A 16,242-nucleotide genomic window follows, 5' to 3' on the forward strand; every position below is an offset into this window, starting at 1 on the left:
GCGGGCCGCGGGGGGAAGGCGGCCCGCCTTGGGGTCACTTCAGGCAGGCGGTCAGCGTGTCGGCCAGCCCGTGCATCAGCTGCGCGTAAAGCTGCGGGCCGGGCGACAATTGCGAGCCTTCGGGGTCCAGCGCGCCGCCCAGCTGTACGCCCGCATCGTCGGCCATCTGCCGGGCCAGCTTCGGGTCGTGCTGCGTTTCGGGGAAGATGCAGGTCGCGGGACCGGCCTTTTCCCTGATCTCCGCCAGACGCTGGGCCGAGGGGGAGGACGCGTCGCCGGGCGAGATCGCACCCGCCGGGCTCAGGTCGTAGTGGTCCGCGAAATAACCGTAGGCGTCGTGGAAGGTGACAAAGGGCCTGCCGTGCAGATCGGCCAGTTGCGTCGTCAGGTCGGCGTCGAGGGATGTGATCTCCGCCCCGGCGGCCTTGGCGTTCGCGGCATAGGCTTCGGCATTCTCGGGATCCATCTCCGACAGCTTGGCGGCGATGGCGTCCAGCCAGACAAGGGCGTTGTCGGGATTCAGCCAGGCATGGGGATCAAGGCCCTCGTGGTGGTGATGCTCCTCGCCTTCCTCGGAATGATCATGATCGGCGTTGTGCTCGTGCCCGTGATCATGTGCTTCATGCTCATGCTCATGCTCATGCTCATGCTCGCCTTCGGCGTATTGGCGGGTGGTCAGGCCGTCAATGTGCAGAAGCTCCAGCTCCTCGCCGCTGCGGGCGTCCAGCGCCGCGCTCAGCCAAGGCGTCATTTCCGGCCCCAGCCAGATCACGAGGTCCGAGTCCTGGATGGCGCCCGCCTGGCTTGGCTTCAGCTGGAAATGATGGGGATCGCTGCCGGGCGGCAGGATCAGGTCGGGCGTGCCCGTGTCACCCATGACCTGCGCCACCAGCGACTGGACCGGAGAGATGTCGGTCACGACCTTCACATCCGCCAGTGCGGGGGTGGCCGCGACACTCGCCAGCAGCAGCGATATGGTATAACGCATCTTGATACCCTTTCGTTCGGTCGCCATATGGGTAAATGTAATAACGTAACACGTCAAGAGGTGCCCATGGACCCGCTGGCTTTCTCCCGCCACGATCACGCCCATTGTTCTGGCGATGTCCTGAAGCGGGCCGAAGGCATCGCGGCCGAAAAGGGCCTGCGCCTGACCCCCGTCCGCCGGCGCGTGCTGGAAATCCTGCTGGAGGAGCATCGCGCGCTGGGCGCCTATGACGTGCTGCAACGCCTGGCCTCCGAAGGATTCGGCAACCAGCCCCCCGTGGCCTATCGCGCGCTGGAGTTTCTGGTGGAGCAGGGGCTGGCCCACCGCATCCGCCGCCTGAACGCCTTTGCCGCCTGCATGCATCCGGGCGAAGCGCACGCCCCCGCCTTCCTGATCTGCCGCACCTGCAACATCGTCGCCGAAGCCCCCGCCGAACCGGTGCGCGAGGCGCTGGACGCGGCGGCGCAGGAGCTCGGCTTCGTGATCGAACGCTCGAATGTGGAGGCGGTCGGCCTTTGCCCCGCCTGCCGCGAGGCCGCATGACCCTGATCCATGCCGAGCGGGTGAGTGTCACCCTTGGTTCGCAGCCCGTGTTGCAGGACGTGTCCCTGCAACTGAACCCGCGCGAGATCGTGACCATCGTCGGGCCCAACGGGTCGGGCAAGTCCACGCTGCTGCGCACGCTTCTGGGGATCGTCCCCCTCGCCTCCGGCCGGGTGACGCGCCGGGCGGGGCTGCGGATCGGGTATGTGCCGCAAAAGCTGGCACTGGACCCGACGCTGCCGCTGCCGGTGGCGCGGTTCCTGTCGCTGCCCCGCCGCCAGTCGCGGGCCGACATCGCGGCCGCGCTGGCCCGTGTCGGCCTGCCGGGGGTGGAGAGGCGGCCCATGTCCGGCCTGTCGGGCGGGCAGATGCAGCGCGTCCTGCTGGCCCGCGCCCTGCTTGTGAAACCCGAAGCGATCCTGATGGACGAACCGACCCAAGGCCTGGACCAGCCGGGGGAGGCCGCCTTCTACCGCCTGCTGGAGGAGGTGCGCGCCGAAACCGGCGCCGCCGTCCTGATGGTCAGCCACGACCTGCACGTGGTCATGGCCGCCTCGGACCGGGTGGTGTGTTTGAACGGGCATATCTGCTGCGAAGGCACGCCGCATGTCGTGTCCAACGCCCCCGAATACCGCGCCCTGTTCGGCGAGGGGACGCGCGGGGCCTTGGCCTTGTATCAGCACCGCCACGACCACGGGCACCATCACGACGGCTGCGAGGGGCACGACCATGTTTGACGATTTTCTGACGCGCGCCGCCGTGGCGGGGGTGGGCGTCGCCTGTTCCACCGGGCCGCTGGGCGTGTTCGTCGTGTGGCGGCGCATGGCCTATTTCGGAGACGCGACCGCGCATGCCGCGATCCTGGGCGTGGCGCTGGCGCTGGCAAGCGACCTGCCGATCGCCGTGGGGGCCGCGGCCGTGGCCGCCGCGATGGGGCTGACCGTGGCGAACCTGACGGGGCGCGGCTGGGCGGCGGACACGGTGCTGGGCGTTCTGGCCCATGCGGCGCTGGCCCTTGGCCTTGTCGCGATCAGCTTCGTGCAGAACGTGCAATTGAGCCTTGAGAGCTATCTGTTCGGCGACATCCTTGCGGTGTCACGCGCCGATCTTGCGGTGATCTGGGGCGGGGCGGCGCTGGTGGTGGCGTTGATCGCGTGGCGCTGGAACCGGCTGCTGCTGACCACGGTGAACGAGGATCTGGCCCATGCCGACGGCATTTCCCCATTGAGGGAGCGGCTGGTGCTGACGCTGGCCTTGGCGCTGGTGGTGGCGATTTCCCTGAAGATCGTGGGGGCGCTGCTGATTTCCGCCCTGCTGATCGTGCCGGCCGCCGCCGCACGGGCCGTCAGCCGGGGGCCGGAGGCGATGGCCGTGGGGGCGACGCTGATCGGGGCGGCGTCGGCGCTGGGCGGGCTTTGGGCCTCGTACCATTTCGACACGCCGGCCGGTCCGTCCATCGTCACCGCCGCCGCGGCGATCTTTGCCGTCGCGGTGGTGGTGGGGCGCCTGCGCCGCGCCTGATCAGCGCTGCGCGCGCTGCGCGAGCCAGACCGCCCATTCCGGCTCGCTGCCGCGGAAGGCGTTGATGTCCACGCGCCCGTCGATGCCGGGGATCAGGCCGGTGCCGGTGTATTGCCAGAACGTCCAGTCATGGCCCGGATGCACCTCGGACGGATGGCCGGCGACGGATCGCAGCCAGAATTCCACCCCCGGCACGCGCCACATCTCGTTGTCGCGGAAGAAGTCCACGGTCAGGTACATGATCGGCCGCTGCCCGTAATACTGCGTCAGGATCGACGTGAAGATGGCCGCGTCCTGGCGCACCTCCTCGGCCGGGGGGCGGCGGGTGCAGGTGCGCGAGGTGGGCGTCCATTCCATGTCCAGGACCGGGGGCAGGTCGCCCGCTCGGCGCGGCACGTTGGCGATGTACCAGGCCGCCTGTTCCTGCGGGGTCCGGCAGAAGTAATAATAGTGATACGCGCTGGAGGGCACACCCGCAGCCCGCGCCGCCGAACGGTGGTGGTTCAGCATCGGGTCGGTGTAGTCGCCCCCCTCGGTCGCCTTGATGAAGGCGAAGCGCACGCCATAGCTGCGCGCGACGCCCCAGTCGATGTTGCTTTGATAACGGGCCACGTCGATGCCATGCACCGCATAGGCGGCGGGCACGTTGCGGCCGCGCCAGGCATAGGGGGCGGCGTCGCCGAACTGGTGGGGGAGGCCCTGCACGGACATCGGTTCCCGGGGGCCGCAGGCGGCCAGGACGGCAAGGATCAGAAGGGCAAGAAGACGAACGGGGCGCATCGGATCTCCGGACAGAATCGCCCACCCTTGTGCACCGGATCGTGCGCCCCGTCACGGGGGCGTGACGGGGCGCGGCGGAACACCGCGCCCCGTGCTGTCGGCGTCAGTTCGGGATCTCGCCCGTGATGCCTTCGACGTAGAAGTTCATGCCCGCCAGTTCGGCGTCGTCCGGCGTCTCGCCGTCCGCCAGCCACTCCGAACCGTCCTGCTTCTTCAGGGGGCCGGTGAACGGGTGCAGGGTGCCGGCGGCGATGGCGTCGCGCACTTCCTCGGCCTTGGTCTTCACCTCGGCGGGGACAGCGTCCGTGATCTCGCCGATCTGAACTTCCCCTCCGGCGATGCCGGCCCAGGTCGCGCCCTGTTTGTAGGTGCCATCCAGCAGCGCGCCCACGCGTTCGATGTAGTAGGGCGCCCAGTTGTCGATGATGGACGCCACGCGCGGGCTCGGCTTGAACTCCGCCATGTCGGAGGCCTGGCCGAAGCCGACCACGCCTTCGGTCTTGGCCGCTTCGGCCAGCGGGGCGGTGGAATCGGTGTGCTGCAGGATCACGTCCACGCCCTGTTCGATCAGCGCGCGGGCGGCGTCGGCCTCTTTCGCGGGGTCGAACCAGGTGTAGGCCCAGACGACCGACATCGTGGCGTCGGGGTTCACCTTCTTCGCCGCCAGATAGGCCGCGTTGATGCCCTGGATGTTTTCCGGGATCGGGAACGAGCCGATATAGCCGATCTTGTCCGACTTTGTCATCAGGCCGGCCATCGTGCCCGTGACGGCGCGGCCTTCGTAGAAGCGCGCGTCATAGGTGGAGACGTTGGCATGGTCGCGGCGGTAGCCGGTGGCGTGTTCGAACATCACCTTCGGGAACTTCGCGGCGACGTTGTTCACCGCGTCCATGTACCCGAAGGAGGTGGCGAAGATGATGTTGCAGCCCGACAGCGCCATCTGCGTCATCACGCGTTCGCTGTCGGCCCCTTCGGGCACCGATTCCTGATAGGTGGTGGCGTCGACCTTGTCGCCGAATTCCGCCGCCAGCGCCTGCCGGGCCTGATCGTGCTGGAAGGACCAGCCGCCGTCGCCCACCGGGCCGACATAGATGAAGCAGGCCTTCACCTTGTCCATGCCTTGCGCGAAGGAAGCGGCGGGCAGCGCCATCAGCGCGGCGGCGGTCGCCAGAAGCAGTCTGCGTTTCATGTGGGTCTCCCTGTGGGTCAATGCGAAGCGTGGAACGTCTTGCCAAGGTCGGCCGGCGCGCCCATCGCGCGCCCCCGGCCCGAGGATATCAGAACAAGAACAAGGATCGTGATGATGTAGGGGGACATCGTCAGATACTCGACCGGGATGCGGGAACCTGCGGCCTGAAGGTTCAGCTGCAGCACGCTGATGCCCCCGAACAGCCATGCGCCCATCAGCACGCGCCACGGCTTCCAGCCCGCGAAGACGACGATGGCCAGCGCGATCCAGCCCGCGCCGCTGGTGATGCCGTCGGTCCATTGGGGCACGCGCACCAGGCTGACATAGGCCCCGCCCATGCCCGCCATGGCCCCGCCGAACAGGATCGCCCCCGTGCGGATGCGGCGGACCTTGTAGCCCAGCGCATGGGCCGCCTCGTGGCTTTCGCCCACGGCGCGCAGGATCAGGCCGGCGCGGGTGGAACGCAGGAACCACCAGGTCGCGGCCACCAGGATCAGCGACAGATAGACCATCCCGTCATGGGAAAAGAGGATCGGCCCCAGCACGGGCAGGTCGGCCAGCGGACCCAGCGGCACGTCCCCGGTCAGGGGCGGGCGGATGCCGTTCCAGCCTTGCCCGATCAGGCTGGACAATCCCAGCCCGAACAGCGTCAGCGCAAGGCCGGACGCGACCTGGTTGGCCAGAAGCACCTGCGTCAGCAGCGCGAACAAGGCCGCCATTGCCGCCCCCGCCGCTGCACCGCCCACGAAGCCCAGCACAGGGCTGCCGGTCGTCACCGCCACCACGAAGCCGGTGACGGCGCCCATGATCATCATGCCCTCCACCCCGAGGTTCAGGGTGCCGGACTTCTCGACCACCATCTCTCCCAGTGCCGCCATCAGGATGGGGACGGAGGCCACGATCAGCGTGGCCAGAAGCGTGACGAGGTTGATGCCGCCAATGTCCATCACGAAGCCTCCCGTGCCCAGCGGATGCGGTAATTGGTCAGGATGTCCACCGCCAGAAGGAAGAACAAAAGCATCCCTTGGAAGGCCTGGATCGCGGCCGCGGGAACCCCCAGCATGAACTGCGCCAGTTCGCCGCCGATATAGGTCAGCGCCATCAGAAGGCCGGCCAGCAGGATGCCGATCGGGTTCAGGCGGCCGAGGAAGGCCACGATGATCGCGGTGAAGCCGTAACCCTGCGCGAAGTCGAGGCTGATCTGCCCGGCGGGTCCCGTCACCTCGAACAGCCCCGCCAAACCCGCCAGTGCGCCCGAGATGCCGAAGCACACGATCACCAGCTTGCGCGGTGACACGCCGGCAAAGCGCGCGGCGCGCGGGGCCTGACCCGTCAGCCGGATGGAAAAGCCCAGCATGTGCCGTTGCAGCAGGATGTAGGCGAAGATCACGGCGATGAAGGCCGCCACGACCCCCCAATGCATCCCCGTGCCCGCGATCAGCTCGGGATTGGCCGAGGAGGCCCATTGCGACAGGTTGCGCGATCCGGGAAAGCCGCCGCCCTGCGGGTTGCGCAAGGCGCCCAGCGCCATCGAGGACAGCAGCGCCTGCGCGACATAGACGAGCAGAAGCGAGACGAGAATCTCGTTCGTGCGGAACACGGTGCGCAGGATCGCCGGGATCATGGCCCAAAGGAACCCGCCCAAGCCGCCCGCGACCACCATCAGCGGAAAGATCAGGCGGCTGTCCATCGGATACAGCGCAAGGCCCGCCGCGGCCCCGGTCAGGGCGCCGACGACATACTGCCCCTCGGCCCCGATGTTCCAGACGCCGGCGCGGAAGCCCAGCGACAGGCCGATCGCGATCAGGATCAGCGGCCCCGCCTTCACCAGAAGCTGCGGGCGGGAATAGGCCGCGAATTGCGGGTTGAACAGCGGGTCCCAGAAGATGGTGCGGATCGCCGCGACCGGATCCTTGCCCAGCATCGCGAACAGGATGCCGCCCGCGATCATCGTCAGGACGACGGCCAGAACCGGCGTCGCCACCGACCACGCGCGCGACGGCGTGGCCCGTTTTTCAAGCCGCATCATGGGCGACCTCCATCCCGTGCGCGCCGCCCATCATCAGTCCGATCTCTTCCACGGTCAGCCCCGCCACCGGACGCGGCGGGCTGAGCCGTCCTTCGTTCAGCGCGGCAAAGCTGTCCGCGATCTCCAGCAGCTCGTCCAGGTCCTGGCTGATCACGACCACCGCTGCCCCGTCGGCGGCCCGGTTCAGGATCGCCTGCCGGATGAAGGCCGAAGCCGCGGCGTCCACGCCCCAGGTGGGCTGGTTGATCACGATCACCTCGGACCCCTGCGACAATTCCCGCCCCACCACGAATTTCTGAAGGTTTCCGCCCGACAGGGCGCGGGCCGCCACTTCCGTGCCCGGCGTGCGGACGTCGAAATCGCGGATGATGGCATTGGCGAAGGCGCGGACCTTGCCCCAGTCGATGAAGCCGTGCCGCACCAGCTTCTGGCGGATCGCGCCCGACAGCAGCGCGTTTTCCGTCAGCGTCATGTCGGGGGCGGCGGCGTGGCCCAGCCGTTCCTCGGGCGCGGAAACGAGGCCGGCGAGACGTCGCGCCTCCGGTCCCTTGTCGCCCACGGGCCGGCCGCCGATCCGCAGGGCGTCGGGCGCGCTGCGGAGTTCGCCGTTCAGCGCCAGCAGGAGTTCGTCCTGCCCGTTGCCCGCAACCCCCGCGATGCCCAGCACCTCGCCTTTCCGCACCGACAGGCGGATGTCCTTCAGCGCCGTCCCGAACGGGATGGGGGAGGGGGCGGACAGGCCCGTCACTTCCAGCATCACCTCTCCCTTCGGGTGGGGGGTGCGGGCGGGCGGGGTCAGGACGGCGCCCACCATCAGTTCGGCCAGTTCGCGGGCCGAACGCTCGCGCGGGACGCAGGTGGCCACGACCTTGCCGCGCCGCAGGATGGTGGCGTGGTCGCACAGGGTGCGGATCTCTTCCAGCTTGTGGCTGATGTACAGGATCGCGGTGCCTTCGGCCGCCAGCTTGCGCAGGGTCTGGAACAGGATCTCCACCTCCTGCGGGGTCAGGACCGAGGTGGGCTCGTCCATGATCAGCAGCTTCGGGTCCTGCAGCAGGCAGCGGATGATCTCCACCCGCTGGCGTTCGCCCGCGCTCAGATCCCCCACGATGCGGGCGGGGTCCAGCGGCAGGCCGTAGGTGGCGGACGTCTCGCGGATGCGGCGGGCCAGATCGCGCATGGGGGGCGGGGCTTCCATGCCCAGCGCCACGTTTTCCGCCACCGTCAGCGCGTCGAACAGGCTGAAATGCTGGAACACCATTGCCACGCCCGCGCGGCGGGCGGTGGCGGGGCGGTCGGGCGCGAAATCCTGTCCCGACAACACCATGCGGCCGGAATCGGGGGTGACAAGGCCGTAGATCATCTTGACCAGCGTGGACTTCCCCGCCCCGTTTTCGCCCAGCAGCGCGTGCACCTCACCGGGGCGGAGGGAGAACCCGACCTCGCTGTTGGCCACCACGCCCGGATAGGCCTTGGTCAGCCCCTCCACCCGCAGCAGCGTGTCGCTTCCCGTCATCCGCGATCTCCGTCCCCGATGGTCTTCGTTCTTGATACGTGTGATGGCGCCCTGATCGCAATGGCAGGATGGCCGAACGCGGCGAATAGCCGTGGATCGCGCCTGTGGGAATAGGCAACACCGCCGTCCCGCGGATTTTGCGGCAGGACCGCCACAAGAAGCCGGGGCGGGACAGGTCGCTGCCGCTTTAACAGGCGCGTCTGCCGCGTTAGGATGCGGCATGTCGAATCCTGTCCGTTTCATCCATCTGCGCGTCCACACCGAGCATTCGCTTCTGGAAGGGGCGGTGCCCGTCAAGAAGCTGGTCAAGCTGTGCGAGGCGGCGTCCATGCCCGCCGTGGCCGTGACCGACACGAACAACATGTTCGCCGCGCTGGAGTTTTCCGTCACCGCCTCGGGGGCCGGGGTGCAGCCGATCGTGGGCTGCCAGGTGTCGGTCGATTACGATCCGGCCCAGCCGGGCGAAAAGACGCGCCCCGCCGCGCCCGTGGTCCTGCTGGCGCAGGACGAGGCGGGCTACATGAACCTGATGAAGCTGTCCTCCTGCCTCTACGTGGACAAGGGCGGGCAGTTGCCGCAGGTGACGCTGGACGAACTTGCCACCTATTCCGCCGGCCTCATCTGCCTGTCGGGCGGGCCGGACGGGCCGGTGGGGCGGCTGCTGCGCACGGGGCAGCGCACGAAGGCCGACGCGCTGCTGCGCCGGCTGGCCGCCACCTATCCGGGCCGGCTGTACGTTGAATTGCAGCGCCATCCCGGCGAAGGCGGCAAGCTGCCCGAGGCGGAGGCGCTGTCCGAGCGTGGCCATGTGGAGATGGCCTATGACCTGAACCTGCCGCTGGTCGCCACCAACGACGTGTATTTTCCCAAGGCCGAGATGTACGAGGCGCATGACGCCCTGATCTGCATCGCCGAAGGCGCTTATGTGGACCAGCAGCAGCCGCGCCGCCGCCTGACGCCGCAGCACTACTTCAAATCCGAAGCCGAGATGTGCGCCCTGTTCGCCGACCTGCCGGAGGCGTTGGAGAACACGGTCGAGATCGCCCGCCGCTGCGCCTTCAAGGCCGCGAAACGCGCCCCGATCCTGCCCCGCTTCGCCGAGGACGAGGTGGAGGAGCTGCGCCGTCAGGCCCGTGCGGGGCTGGAACGGCGTCTGGCCGTCATCCCCCACGCCGTGACGGTGGAGGAGTATCACGCACGCCTCGATTTCGAGCTGGGGATCATCGAGAAGATGGGCTTCCCCGGCTATTTCCTGATCGTGGCCGACTTCATCAAATACGCCAAGGACAACCAGATCCCCGTCGGTCCGGGGCGGGGGTCGGGCGCAGGCTCGCTCGTGGCCTATGCGCTGCTGATCACCGACCTTGACCCCCTGCGCTATGCCCTGCTGTTCGAACGGTTCCTGAACCCCGAACGCGTGTCCATGCCCGACTTCGACATCGACTTCTGCATGGACCGGCGCGAGGAGGTGATCCGCTACGTCCAGAAGAAGTACGGCCGCGACAAGGTGGGGCAGATCATCACCTTCGGCGCGCTCTTGTCCAAGGCTGCCGTGCGCGATGTGGGCCGCGTGTTGCAGATGTCCTTCATGCAGGTGGACCGCCTGTCGAAGATGATTCCGCTGGAAGGGGTGAAACCTGTTTCCATCGCAAAGGCCTTGGCGGACGAACCCCGCCTGCGCGAGGCCGCGAAGGAGGAGGTGGTCAAGCGCCTTCTGGATTACGGCCAGCAGGTGGAAGGGCTCTTGCGCAACGCCTCGACCCACGCCGCAGGTGTCGTGATCGGCGACCGGCCGCTGGATGCGCTGGTGCCGCTTTATCAGGACCCGCGATCCGACATGCCCGCGACCCAGTTCAACATGAAGTGGGTGGAGGCCGCGGGCCTCGTGAAGTTCGACTTCCTGGGCCTGAAGACGCTGACGGTGATCCAGAACGCGATCGACCTGATCCGCGCGGGCGGGCGCGAGTTGCATCAGGCGGCGGACGGGCGCACGCTTTATACCCCCGCGCCAGGGACGGAAAACGACATCGGGCACATCCCGCTGGATGACGCGGCGACCTACGACCTTTATTCGGCGGCCAAGACGGTCGCGGTGTTCCAGGTCGAAAGCTCGGGCATGATGGACGCGCTGCGGCGCATGAAGCCCACCTGCATCGAGGACATCGTGGCGCTGGTGGCCCTGTACCGCCCCGGCCCGATGGAGAACATCCCCGTCTATTGCGAGGTGAAGAACGGGCTGCGGGAGATCGAGTCGATCCACCCGACCATCGACTTCATCCTGAAGGAAACGCAGGGCATCATCGTTTATCAGGAACAGGTGATGCAGATCGCGCAGGTCATGGGGGGATATTCCCTTGGCGGCGCCGACCTTCTGCGCCGTGCCATGGGCAAGAAGATCGCCGAGGAGATGGCCAAGGAACGCCCGAAGTTCATCAAGGGCGCGGCCGAGACGCACGACATCGACGCCAAGAAGGCGGGCGAGGTGTTCGACCTTCTGGAGAAGTTCGCCAATTACGGCTTCAACAAGTCTCACGCGGCGGCCTATGCCGTGGTCAGCTACCAGACGGGCTGGCTGAAGGCGAACCATCCGGTCGAGTTCATGGCCGGCGTCATGAACTGCGACATCGACCTGACCGACAAGCTGGCCATCTACAAGCGCGAGGTGGACAAGCTGGGGATCGAGACGGTGCCCCCCTGCGTCAACCGTTCGCAGGCGACGTTCAGCGTGCGGGAGGGGAAGCTCGTCTATGGCCTTGGCGCGCTGAAGAACGTGGGCGTGGAGGCGATGAAGATGATCGTCGCCGGCCGGGGCGACAAGCCCTTCGTCAGCCTGTTTGACATCGCGCGGCGGGTGGACCTGAAACGCGTCGGCAAGCGCCCGATGGAGATGCTGGTCCGCGCCGGCGCCTTCGACATGCTGGACGGCAACCGCGCCCGCGTGTTCGACGCGCTGGACGGGCTGGTCGCCTATTCCGCCGCGGTGCACGAGGCGCGGGCGTCGTCCCAAGTGTCGCTGTTCGGCGAGGCGGGGGACGATCTGCCCGAACCGCGCATGGCCAACCGCGACGACTGGCTGCCGGTGGAGCGTCTGGCGGAGGAGATGAAGGCCATCGGCTTCTATCTGTCCGGCCACCCCTTGGACGATTACATGGGCCCGCTGCGCCGCAAGAACGTGATGACGTTGACCGAGTTGACGGAGGCCGCGCAGGGCGGGCCGAAGGTGGCGAAGCTGGCGGGATCGGTCGGTTCGAAACAGGAACGCAAATCCGCGCGCGGCAACCGCTTTGCCTTCGTGCAGCTGTCGGACCCGACGGGGTTGTATGAGGTCACGGTGTTTTCCGACACGCTGGACCAGGCGCGCGACCTGCTGGAACCCGGCCAGAACGTGGTCCTGACGGTGGAGGCGCAGCTGGAAGGGGACACGCTGAAGCTGCTGGCGCGCGCCGCACAGCCCATCGACAGCGTGGCGGCGGATGCAGGTGGCGCGGGCTTCCGCATCCATCTGGAGCGGGCGGAGGCGGCGGCTTCGGTCGCGGCGCTGTTCGCGCGCCTGTCCGGCAACGGGCGCGCGGGCGGAGAGATCCGGTTCTGCGTGACGGACGAACAGGGGCAGGAGATCGACCTTGCGTTGCCCGACCGCTATCCCGTCACCCCGCAGGTGAAGGGCGCGATCAAGGCGGTGCAGGGCGTCGTCATGATCGAGGATCTGTAAGGCTCACCAGTGCGGCGGGCGCTGGTCGGCCAGCGGAAGGGTTCCGCCTTCGGCCTCGCGTTCGGCCTCCCGCTCCATCAGCAGGCCGACGCGGCGGGACAGCCGCTCGATCTCTCGTGTCTGGCGGGTGACGATCTCGGACAGGTCGTCCACCATCCGCGTCAGGTGGGCGATCTGTTCTTCGCTGCGTTCGATCCGGTCCATGATCCTTTCGGCGGCTTGTCGCCCGCCGCCCCTTCCGATAATGCCTTGGCCCGACAGCATAGCGAAGGGTCCGACCATGGCCAAGGACAAGTCCCCCCGCCGCCCCCGCGCGGAAACGCCCAAGGGCTTCCGCGATTATTTCGGCGCGGACGTGACCGAACGGAAGGCGATGCTTGATGCCATCGCCGATGTGTATCACCGCTATGGCTTCGACCCGCTGGAAACCAGCGCCGTCGAAACGGTGGAAGCGCTGGGCAAGTTCCTGCCCGACGTGGACCGCCCGAATGAAGGCGTCTTCGGCTGGCAGGACGAGGACGAGCAGTGGCTGGCCCTGCGCTATGACCTGACCGCCCCCTTGGCCCGCGTGGCCGCGCAGTTCCGCAACGATCTGCCCAGCCCCTATCGCCGCTATGCCATGGGCCCCGTCTGGCGCAACGAAAAGCCGGGTCCGGGCCGCTTCCGCCAGTTCTATCAATGCGACGCCGACACGGTGGGCGCGCCGTCGGTCGCGGCGGATGCCGAGATTTGCGCCATGCTGTCGGACGCGCTGGAAACCGTGGGCATCCCGCGCGGCGACTATCTGGTGCGGGTAAACAACCGCAAGGTCCTGAACGGCGTGATGGAGGTGGCGGGCGTGCTCGACCCTTCCGACCTGTCGCGGTTCGAGGGGGAGCGCGGGATCGTGCTGCGCGCCATCGACAAGCTGGACCGTCTGGGCGACGCGGGCGTGCGCGCGCTGCTGGGCGCGGGCCGCAAGGACGAATCGGGCGACTTCACCCACGGCGCGGGCCTGAGCGACGAGCAGGCCGAGGTCGTGATGGGCTTCATGGCCGCCAAGCGCGCCACGGGTGGCGAAACGGCCGCCCGCCTGCGCGAACTGGTGGGCGGGTCCGCCATCGGCCTTGAAGGCGTGCAGGAGTTGGAAACCATCGCCGAGATGCTGGACCGTCAGGGCTATGCGTCGGACCGGATCGAGGTGGACCCGTCCGTCGTGCGCGGCCTTGGCTATTACACCGGCCCCGTATTCGAGGCCGAGCTGACCTTCGAGATCTTCGACGAGAAGGGCAACAAGCGCCAGTTCGGGTCCGTGTCCGGCGGTGGCCGCTATGACGATCTGGTGAAGCGCTTCACCGGGCAGGCGGTGCCGGCCACGGGCGTGTCGATCGGCGTGGACCGGCTGCTGGCGGCGCTGCGGGCAAAGGGCCGCATGGGCGCGCAGGCGCAGGGCCCTGTGATCGTGACCGTGATGGACCGCGACCGGATGGCCGACTACATGGCCATGGCCGCCGATCTGCGCAACGCCGGCATCCGGGCCGAGGTGTATCTGGGCAACCCCAAGAACTTCGGCAACCAGTTGAAATACGCCGACAAGCGCCAGTCCCCCGTGGCCGTCATCCAGGGCGGGGACGAGGCGGGGAAGAATACCATCATCCTGAAGGACCTGATCTTGGGCGCAAAGATTGCCGAAGGTGCCAGCCTTGAGGAGTGGAAGGCCCGCCCGGCGCAGGTGGAAGTGCCGCGCGGCGATCTGGTGGCCGAGGTGCGGAAGATGCTCGCATGATCAAGGCCGAGATCCGGGCCGAGGCGGAGCGGCTCTTCGCCGCCTTCCAGTCCGCCGGGGCCCAGCCGGTGGAGGCGGACATCCTTCTGCCCGCCGACATGCTGCTGGATCTGTATGGCGAGGACATCCGCGCCCGCGCCTATGTCACGCAAGACCCCCTGCGCGGAGAGATGGTGCTGCGGCCGGACTTCACCGTGCCGGTGGTGCAGGCGCACATGGCGCACGGGGCCGATCCCGCGCGGTACACCTATATGGGCGAGGTGTTCCGCAAGCAGGACACGCTGCGCCCCCGCGCCGCCGAATACCTTCAGGTCGGGTTCGAGGTGTTCGACCGCACCGCCCCCGAGGAGGCGGACGCCGAAGTGTTTGCCCTGTTCACCGAACTTCTGGCGCCCCTGCGTGTGCAGCCGCAGATCGGCGACATCGGCATCCTGATGGCCGCCGTGCACGGGTTGCAGACGACCGAGACGCGCCGCGCGGCCCTGCTGCGCCACGTTTGGCGTCCGCGCCGGTTCCGGCACCTGCTGGACCGCTATGCCGGCCGCACCGGCCCGCACCCCGCACGCGTGCGCCTGCTGAAGGCCCTGGAGGAGGGCGCGCTGCCCAAGACTGGCCCGCATATCGGCCTGCGTTCCGCGTCCGAGATCGCGGCCCGCATCCACGCGCTGGCCGAGGACGCCGACACCCCCTCCATCCCCGCCAGGCAGGCGACGCTGCTGGAGGACCTGATGGCCCTGTCCGCCCCCGCGCCCCAGGCGTTGGAGCGGTTGCGGGATCTGGCGGTGGACATGCCCCATATCTCTGTCGCGGTGGAACGGTTCGGCGCCCGCCTGACGGCGCTGAAGGCGCGCGGCATCGTGGTGGACGACCTGCCGTTCGAAACTACCCATGGCCGCACCACCCTGGAATATTACGATGGCTTCGTCTTCACCTTCCACGCGGCCGATCCGGGGCTTCCGGTGGTCGCCTCGGGCGGGCGGTATGACGCGCTGACGCGGGTTCTGGGGCAGGGGCAGTCCATCCCGGCCGTGGGCGGGATCATCCGCCCGCATCTGGTCGCGCAGTTGAGGGCCGAAGGATGCTGAAGATCGGTGTGCCGTCCAAGGGGCGGCTGATGGAGAAGACCTTCGACTGGTTCGGGGCGCGCGGCGTCACCATGCGCCGCACCGGCAACGAACGGGAATATTCCGGCGAGGTGGAGGGGCTGGACGGCGTGCAGCTGGTCCTTCTGTCTGCCGGAGAGATCCCGCGCGAACTGTCGGCGGGCCGCATCCATCTGGGCGTGACGGGATCGGACCTTGTGCGCGACAAGCTGGCCGACTGGCCCGCGCAGGTGGCCGAGGTGGCGCCCTTGGGCTTTGGCCATGCGGACCTGATCCTTGCGGTGCCGGTGTGCTGGGTCGACGTGGACACGCTGGACGATCTGGACGCCGCGGCCTCGGCCTTCCGGCGGGTGCATGGATTCCGGTTGCGGATCGCCACGAAATACCACCGGCTGGTGCGCGACTTCCTGACGGAAAACGGCGTGGCGGATTACCAGCTGGTCGACAGCCAGGGCGCGACCGAAGGCACGATCCGCAACCTCACGGCCGAGGCGATCGCCGACATCACCTCCACCGGCGAGACGTTGCGCGCGAACCACCTGAAGATCCTGGAGGACGCGGTGATCCACCGCAGCCAAGCCACCCTGTTCGCCGCCCGCGCCGCCGAATGGTCCGAAGCGCGTCCGGCGCTGAGGGCCCTGATGGCGCAGCTGCGCCTGCCGGTGCCGGACGTGATCCGCGAAGGTTAACGCAGGCCCATCTCGGCCAGCGCACGGGCCAGGTCGGGGGGCAGGGGCTCCTCGTGGTCGCGGCCTTCGGGGATGTCGGCGGGGGCATCCTTGGCGTCCAGATAGCGCCATCCCTGGAACGCGCGGCGCGGCTGCGCCTGCGTGCGCACGATCATGGGGTCCAGAATCAGCGCGCAGCGCTCGATCCCGTCGTCGCCGCGCGTGGCCTCCAGCCCCAAGATCCGTTGGCGGGCCAGGACAAGGCCCTTGAAGATCCAGTAGATGGAGCCGCCGTTCAGCAGCTCCGCCTCCCGCTTGGGCCACATGCGGGTGACGTGGCGCGGTTCCCCGTGCCAATGGGTGGCCTGGCGGTGGGCCAGATCCTCGACGCGCTCGGCGCCGACGCAAAGCTTCAGCATGTGCAGGGT

15 protein-coding genes are annotated in these 16,242 nt (G+C 68.2%); 7 read left to right on the top strand and 8 right to left on the bottom strand.

What is annotated here, in order from left to right:
* Positions 1 to 34: 34 nt before the first annotated feature.
* The gene (locus ACSHZY_RS05510; protein ID WP_435166525.1) at positions 35 to 988 is read right to left on the bottom strand and encodes a zinc ABC transporter substrate-binding protein; all 954 of its coding nucleotides are present in this window, start codon (positions 986 to 988) and stop codon (positions 35 to 37) included.
* A gap of 66 nt (positions 989 to 1,054) precedes the next feature.
* On the opposite strand from ACSHZY_RS05510, the gene ACSHZY_RS05515 reads away from it, so the two are divergent.
* From ACSHZY_RS05515 to ACSHZY_RS05525, 3 genes are read left to right on the top strand one after another with little or no spacing between them, the layout of a single operon-like run.
* Complete coding sequence (locus ACSHZY_RS05515) at positions 1,055 to 1,531, top strand: Fur family transcriptional regulator (RefSeq protein WP_435166528.1); 477 nt, start codon at positions 1,055 to 1,057, stop codon at positions 1,529 to 1,531.
* On the top strand, positions 1,528 to 2,268 hold the full coding sequence (locus ACSHZY_RS05520; protein ID WP_435166531.1) for a metal ABC transporter ATP-binding protein: 741 nt from the start codon (positions 1,528 to 1,530) through the stop codon (positions 2,266 to 2,268). The genes ACSHZY_RS05515 and ACSHZY_RS05520 overlap by 4 nt, the downstream gene beginning before the upstream one ends.
* On the top strand, positions 2,261 to 3,052 hold the full coding sequence (locus ACSHZY_RS05525; RefSeq protein ID WP_435166534.1) for a metal ABC transporter permease: 792 nt from the start codon (positions 2,261 to 2,263) through the stop codon (positions 3,050 to 3,052). Before ACSHZY_RS05520 ends, ACSHZY_RS05525 begins: the two co-directional genes overlap by 8 nt.
* Here ACSHZY_RS05525 and ACSHZY_RS05530 read toward each other — a convergent pair whose 3' ends face one another.
* The 5 genes from ACSHZY_RS05530 to ACSHZY_RS05550 form a co-directional block, all read right to left on the bottom strand.
* The gene (locus ACSHZY_RS05530) at positions 3,053 to 3,832 is read right to left on the bottom strand and encodes a GH25 family lysozyme (protein ID WP_435166537.1); all 780 of its coding nucleotides are present in this window, start codon (positions 3,830 to 3,832) and stop codon (positions 3,053 to 3,055) included.
* A 103-nt stretch (positions 3,833 to 3,935) separates the two neighbouring features.
* A complete protein-coding gene (locus ACSHZY_RS05535; protein ID WP_435166540.1) occupies positions 3,936 to 5,021 on the bottom strand; it encodes a BMP family ABC transporter substrate-binding protein in 1,086 nt (361 codons plus the stop codon).
* Positions 5,022 to 5,038: 17 nt separating this feature from the next.
* On the bottom strand, positions 5,039 to 5,968 hold the full coding sequence (locus ACSHZY_RS05540; RefSeq protein ID WP_435166935.1) for an ABC transporter permease: 930 nt from the start codon (positions 5,966 to 5,968) through the stop codon (positions 5,039 to 5,041).
* Complete coding sequence (locus ACSHZY_RS05545; protein ID WP_435166543.1) at positions 5,968 to 7,050, bottom strand: ABC transporter permease; 1,083 nt, start codon at positions 7,048 to 7,050, stop codon at positions 5,968 to 5,970. Before ACSHZY_RS05545 ends, ACSHZY_RS05540 begins: the two co-directional genes overlap by 1 nt.
* A complete protein-coding gene (locus ACSHZY_RS05550; RefSeq protein ID WP_435166545.1) occupies positions 7,037 to 8,566 on the bottom strand; it encodes an ABC transporter ATP-binding protein in 1,530 nt (509 codons plus the stop codon). The genes ACSHZY_RS05545 and ACSHZY_RS05550 overlap by 14 nt, the downstream gene beginning before the upstream one ends.
* A gap of 220 nt (positions 8,567 to 8,786) precedes the next feature.
* Between ACSHZY_RS05550 and dnaE the strand changes: the two genes are divergently transcribed.
* Entirely contained in the window at positions 8,787 to 12,278 is a 3,492-nt protein-coding gene (dnaE, locus tag ACSHZY_RS05555; RefSeq protein ID WP_435166548.1) for a DNA polymerase III subunit alpha, read from the top strand.
* Positions 12,279 to 12,281: 3 nt separating this feature from the next.
* Here the strand turns inward: dnaE and ACSHZY_RS05560 are convergent, their stop codons facing one another.
* Complete coding sequence (locus tag ACSHZY_RS05560; protein ID WP_435166551.1) at positions 12,282 to 12,482, bottom strand: SlyX family protein; 201 nt, start codon at positions 12,480 to 12,482, stop codon at positions 12,282 to 12,284.
* A 76-nt stretch (positions 12,483 to 12,558) separates the two neighbouring features.
* Between ACSHZY_RS05560 and hisS the strand changes: the two genes are divergently transcribed.
* From hisS to hisG, 3 genes are read left to right on the top strand one after another with little or no spacing between them, the layout of a single operon-like run.
* Positions 12,559 to 14,043 carry a histidine--tRNA ligase gene (gene hisS, locus ACSHZY_RS05565; protein ID WP_435166554.1) on the top strand — a complete coding sequence of 495 codons (1,485 nt, stop codon included), beginning with the start codon at positions 12,559 to 12,561 and terminating at the stop codon, positions 14,041 to 14,043.
* A complete protein-coding gene (locus ACSHZY_RS05570; protein WP_435166557.1) occupies positions 14,040 to 15,128 on the top strand; it encodes an ATP phosphoribosyltransferase regulatory subunit in 1,089 nt (362 codons plus the stop codon). Before hisS ends, ACSHZY_RS05570 begins: the two co-directional genes overlap by 4 nt.
* On the top strand, positions 15,122 to 15,835 hold the full coding sequence (gene hisG / locus ACSHZY_RS05575) for an ATP phosphoribosyltransferase (protein WP_435166560.1): 714 nt from the start codon (positions 15,122 to 15,124) through the stop codon (positions 15,833 to 15,835). Before ACSHZY_RS05570 ends, hisG begins: the two co-directional genes overlap by 7 nt.
* On the opposite strand, the gene ACSHZY_RS05580 is transcribed toward hisG, so the two are convergent.
* A complete protein-coding gene (locus ACSHZY_RS05580; protein WP_435166563.1) occupies positions 15,832 to 16,233 on the bottom strand; it encodes a DUF1489 family protein in 402 nt (133 codons plus the stop codon). The genes hisG and ACSHZY_RS05580 overlap by 4 nt on opposite strands.
* Positions 16,234 to 16,242: the final 9 nt, after the last annotated feature.

The organism is Falsirhodobacter sp. 1013, assembly GCF_051195255.1.
Classification (GTDB): domain Bacteria; phylum Pseudomonadota; class Alphaproteobacteria; order Rhodobacterales; family Rhodobacteraceae; genus Falsirhodobacter.

Excerpts from the sequence above, each read along its gene's own strand:
- ACSHZY_RS05510 (WP_435166525.1), bottom strand. The coding sequence starts at position 988 with ATGCGTTATACCATATCGCTGCTGCTGGCGAGTGTCGCGGCCACCCCC.
- ACSHZY_RS05570 (WP_435166557.1), top strand. The coding sequence starts at position 14,040 with ATGATCAAGGCCGAGATCCGGGCCGAGGCGGAGCGGCTCTTCGCCGCC.
- ACSHZY_RS05580 (WP_435166563.1), bottom strand. The coding sequence starts at position 16,233 with ATGCTGAAGCTTTGCGTCGGCGCCGAGCGCGTCGAGGATCTGGCCCAC.
- ACSHZY_RS05540 (WP_435166935.1), bottom strand. The coding sequence starts at position 5,968 with ATGGACATTGGCGGCATCAACCTCGTCACGCTTCTGGCCACGCTGATC.
- hisG (WP_435166560.1), top strand. The coding sequence starts at position 15,122 with ATGCTGAAGATCGGTGTGCCGTCCAAGGGGCGGCTGATGGAGAAGACC.
- ACSHZY_RS05520 (WP_435166531.1), top strand. The coding sequence starts at position 1,528 with ATGACCCTGATCCATGCCGAGCGGGTGAGTGTCACCCTTGGTTCGCAG.
- ACSHZY_RS05550 (WP_435166545.1), bottom strand. The coding sequence starts at position 8,566 with ATGACGGGAAGCGACACGCTGCTGCGGGTGGAGGGGCTGACCAAGGCC.
- ACSHZY_RS05515 (WP_435166528.1), top strand. The coding sequence starts at position 1,055 with ATGGACCCGCTGGCTTTCTCCCGCCACGATCACGCCCATTGTTCTGGC.
- dnaE (WP_435166548.1), top strand. The coding sequence starts at position 8,787 with ATGTCGAATCCTGTCCGTTTCATCCATCTGCGCGTCCACACCGAGCAT.
- ACSHZY_RS05535 (WP_435166540.1), bottom strand. The coding sequence starts at position 5,021 with ATGAAACGCAGACTGCTTCTGGCGACCGCCGCCGCGCTGATGGCGCTG.
- ACSHZY_RS05530 (WP_435166537.1), bottom strand. The coding sequence starts at position 3,832 with ATGCGCCCCGTTCGTCTTCTTGCCCTTCTGATCCTTGCCGTCCTGGCC.
- hisS (WP_435166554.1), top strand. The coding sequence starts at position 12,559 with ATGGCCAAGGACAAGTCCCCCCGCCGCCCCCGCGCGGAAACGCCCAAG.
- ACSHZY_RS05560 (WP_435166551.1), bottom strand. The coding sequence starts at position 12,482 with ATGGACCGGATCGAACGCAGCGAAGAACAGATCGCCCACCTGACGCGG.
- ACSHZY_RS05525 (WP_435166534.1), top strand. The coding sequence starts at position 2,261 with ATGTTTGACGATTTTCTGACGCGCGCCGCCGTGGCGGGGGTGGGCGTC.
- ACSHZY_RS05545 (WP_435166543.1), bottom strand. The coding sequence starts at position 7,050 with ATGATGCGGCTTGAAAAACGGGCCACGCCGTCGCGCGCGTGGTCGGTG.